This window comes from uncultured Novosphingobium sp. (genome assembly GCF_964277725.1).
In the GTDB taxonomy this organism is placed as follows: Bacteria; Pseudomonadota; Alphaproteobacteria; order Sphingomonadales; family Sphingomonadaceae; genus Novosphingobium; species Novosphingobium fluoreni.
Map to the genome: position 1 here is coordinate 1 of NZ_CAXYKL010000114.1, position 3,840 is coordinate 3,840.

Consider the following 3,840-nt stretch of genomic DNA (forward strand, 5'->3'; position numbering starts at 1 on the left):
TCTCGCCCTGATCAACACCAGCGAACCACTGGCCGATCGCCGAATCGTAGGCGGCGGTGGCGGCGAAGGCGCGGGCGGCCAGCTTCTTGCGGAACGCCAGGTCCGTCGCGCCATCGTTGGCGTCCAGCTGGCCAAGCAGCTCGGCATAGTCGCCCGCATCGGTGACGATGGCGACATAGGCGTGGTTCTTCGCGGCGGAGCGCACCATGGAAGGACCGCCGATGTCGATGTTCTCGATCACCTCGTCCCGCTCCGCACCTTTGGCCACGGTTGCTTCGAAGGGGTAGAGGTTGACCACTACCAGGTCGATCGCGCCGATGCCGTGCTCGTTCATCGCGGCGGCATGTTCGGAATTGTCGCGCACGGCCAGCAGCCCGCCGTGGACCATCGGGTGCAGCGTCTTCACGCGGCCGTCCATCATCTCGGGAAAGCCGGTCAGGTCGGATACGTCCTTCACCGTCAAGCCCGCGTCGCGCAGGGCCTTGGCCGTGCCGCCGGTGGAGACCAGTTCCACGCCGCGCGCCGCCAGTGCCTGCCCCAGTTCGGCCAGCCCGGTCTTGTCCGACACGGAAAGCAAGGCACGGCGGATGGGAACGAGTTGGGTCATGACGGCGTTATCCTGGGTTGCGCAGCGCGCGCTCCCTATAACGGGAAGGCCTCAGGGGGAAGGGCAGATGCGTGTTGGCGAACGTGATCCGGGACCCGTTCAGCCCATCTTCTTCAACAGCCAGCCAAAGTTTCCGCCTCCGCGTGAGACGAGCCCTTGCAGCACCAGCTGCTGCGTCGCCACCGGGCGGCCCTGGCCATCGACCCACAAGCTGTCTTCCAAGGCGATATCGCATCCTGAAGCCACGAACTGCCAGTAGCTGCCGTCCGGCAGGGCCAGGCCTGCGCCTTGGCCGTTCTCGGCCAGTCCCACCTCCACGTCGGGCCCCAGGTGAAAACGGATCGCGAAGCTCACCTTGCCGCGCTTGGCCTTGCGGGTGGAGGGCAGCAGCAGGTCTTCCCCGCGCAATTCGGAGCCATCGTCCCGCAGGATCAGGATGCGCCGATGCGTCAGGCCATAGCGGCCGGCATAGCCGTTGTGGCTGGCCTCCAGCCGGGTAGCGGATGATCCGCCGCTCTCGATCGTGCGGCGCTCGATATCGACTTCGGACACGCCGACGCCGATCGCCCCGTTGATCAGCACGGCGGTAGAGTTGGCATCGTCCAGCGTGAGGGTGGAGTGCGCGGCGGTGGCGCGCAGGCCTTGTTCCAGGCGCAGCGGCAGCAGCCCGCCCGCAGATCCCGCGCCGCCGCAATTGACGATCAGCCGCTGCCCATCGTGCGAAAGCTCGAACGCCAGCGTCGAGGCGCATCCGAAGCGCGCGTGCTTGGGCATCGGCGGCGGCGCGGCATCGAATTGCAGCACCGTGCGCCCGGCCAGCACGCGCTGGTATCCCCATTGGCGCACGTCACGCAAAGGCCGGGTGCGCACGCCGCTGGCCTCGATCAGTTCGACGATCTCATCTTCACCGATCGCCCAGCCGCCCTGCCAGTTGCCCAGCGCGCTGTCGGAGTGGACCAGCGCCAGCAACGGCGGCACCAGCAGGCTGATCATCGCCTCCACCGCCTTGGGCGGATCACGGCGCGTGGCGCGGTAGCAAGCCCGTAGGCGCACCAGCAGCGCGATCGCCTCCATCTGCGCGATCGGGCTGCGGGACAGGACGCCGCCGTCTTCACCCACCAGCTCGCCCAGCGCCTTGATCAGGCCGGCTTCACCGAACAGGCGGCGCGGCTTGCCATCGGGCAGCAACAAGCCCGCGGCGACGATCGCGCACCAACCGGCCACTTCGGCCAGCCCATCCTCGGCATGGCTGACGTTGCGATCCAGCCAGCGCGCGGTTTCGTTCATCGCGCGCAGGGTGCGGGTGCGCAGCGCCTTTTCGCCGGATAGGATCAGCGGCGCATGGATCAGCCAGTGGATCAGGCGCGTGCCGGTGTTGCCCACGCTCCACGCCGGACCCTTGCCGGGCTTGGTGGGCGGCTTGGGATTGGCGTTGAGCCATGTGCCCAGGATGCGCTCCGCCAGCGGGGTGACTTGCGTACGCGGGGCGCAGGCTTCCAGGTCCGCCAGCCAGGTGAAGCCGTGGACCACCCGCTCCAGCGGCGGCGTGACGCGGGCCGCGCCGGCATAGTCGACTTGCGCGATCGGCGTCTTCGCGCCGTGGATCAGGAAATGCCCGGCGCGCAGCGCGGTGCCGGAAACGCGGTTGCCCGGCAGCGGGTTGGTGACGGTGGCCAGCAGTCGCAGCTTGGCCTTCTTGCCCATCGGCGAGACCAGCATGGAGGCGGGCACGCCCAGCCGATAGGCGAAGCGGATCAGGCGTTCACTGGTGCCGATTTCGGGCGCGGTGAAATCCGACAGGGCGAGGGCACGGCCCGGCTCGATCAGTTCCCCGTTGGCCGCCAGTTCGGGTGTCGGCCCGTGATCAGGGCCAGCGTGATCAGGCCTGGCGGCGTCAGACGCGTTGCGATCTTCGTCCTCCAACACGCCCTCCTCTCCCGTCTCGTCCAGCGGTATCGCCCGAGGTTCGCTGCGGTTCCGGGGAGCCGGGCGGGTTCGCGGGCGAAGTGCCTGGACCAATGCGTCAATCCAGGCCCTTGAGGGTGCGGATATTGGCGGCGTATTTCTCAGGCCCGCCCTTGAACGTGGCGGTTCCGGCGACCAGCACGTCCGCCCCGGCATCGATGCAGGAGGGGGCGGTGCCGGCATCGACGCCGCCATCCACTTCCAGGCGAATGTCGCGGCCGGACTTGTCGATCATCTTGCGCACCGCCTCGATCTTCCGAAGCTGGCTGGAGATGAAGCTCTGCCCGCCGAAACCGGGGTTGACGCTCATGATCAGGACCAGGTCGATATCGTCGATCAGATAGTCCAGCATCTTGGCCGGAGTGCCGGGATTGAGCGAGACGCCCGCCAGTTTGCCCAGGTTCTTGATCGCCTGCACGGTGCGGTGGATGTGCGGGCCCGCTTCGGGGTGGACGGTGATGATGTCCGCCCCGGCATTGGCGAAGGCTTCCAGATAGCCGTCCACCGGGGAGATCATCAGATGCACGTCGAACGGCTTGGCGGTGTGGGGCCGCAAGGCCTTTACCACGGCCGGGCCGATTGTGATGTTGGGCACGTAATGGCCGTCCATAACGTCAACGTGGATCCAGTCTGCCCCGGCCGCATCGATGGCGCGAACTTCCTCTCCCAGGCGGGCGAAGTCGGCAGACAGGATGGAGGGGGAAATCAGCGGCACGGCCATGCGGGGATAAATCCTTTATCGGCGAATAGAACACACTATCTTGTGCGGACAAGCCAAGGTGACCCGTTTTCCACACACGATGTCGAATAGCCGCGCCCTTACCATCTTCGGCGCGCATTCGAAGTGGGGATCATCGGGCATCAAGGGAATTCAGTGCGGATTAAGCGCCTGGGTGGCATCCAGGTACGAAGCGCGGGGCTGGAATAAAGAAAAGGCAGGCTTTGGGCCGGGCCTTTGGAAAGATTAGCAGGACATGATCGACAAGACGTATCGGATGCGTGGGCATTCCTTAATGAAATCGACGCTTCTGGCGGGGATGGCCGGTGCTCTGGCGCTGGGCGGCGCCGTTCCGGCCATGGCCCAGTACAAGCAGGAAATCCGCAACGATCTGCGACGCTGCTCTGCAGGCGAAGGCCCCGCCGTGATGGTGACGGTTGACGGCATCACCAGCGGCAGCGGCCTGATGCGCGTGCAGACTTATCGCGGCACCGCGGCGGACTGGCTGCAACACGGCCGCTGGCTTTCGCGCGTGGAAGTGCCCGCGCGC

Annotated in this window: 2 protein-coding genes and 2 pseudogenes; 1 reads left to right on the plus strand and 3 read right to left on the minus strand. The window is 66.7% G+C overall.

Annotated elements, in window-relative coordinates; genetic code table 11:
- From purH to rpe, 3 genes and pseudogenes are all read right to left on the minus strand, one after another.
- Positions 1–607: pseudogene (purH, locus tag ACHWRX_RS06820) on the minus strand (bifunctional phosphoribosylaminoimidazolecarboxamide formyltransferase/IMP cyclohydrolase); the annotation flags it as partial.
- Positions 608–706: 99 nt separating this feature from the next.
- Positions 707–2,626, minus strand: coding sequence for a heparinase II/III family protein (locus tag ACHWRX_RS06825; RefSeq protein ID WP_394658630.1), 1,920 nt, complete (start codon positions 2,624–2,626; stop codon positions 707–709).
- A gap of 4 nt (positions 2,627–2,630) precedes the next feature.
- Positions 2,631–3,293 carry a ribulose-phosphate 3-epimerase gene (gene rpe / locus ACHWRX_RS06830; RefSeq protein WP_058735616.1) on the minus strand — a complete coding sequence of 221 codons (663 nt, stop codon included), beginning with the start codon at positions 3,291–3,293 and terminating at the stop codon, positions 2,631–2,633.
- 292 nt (positions 3,294–3,585) lie between these two features.
- Here rpe and ACHWRX_RS06835 point away from each other — a divergent pair.
- Positions 3,586–3,840 (plus strand): annotated as a pseudogene (locus ACHWRX_RS06835) (hypothetical protein); the annotation flags it as partial.

What these genes read in the sequence shown, in the direction of transcription:
- rpe (WP_058735616.1), bottom strand. Translation starts at nt 3,293, where the DNA reads ATGGCCGTGCCGCTGATTTCCCCCTCCATCCTGTCTGCCGACTTCGCC.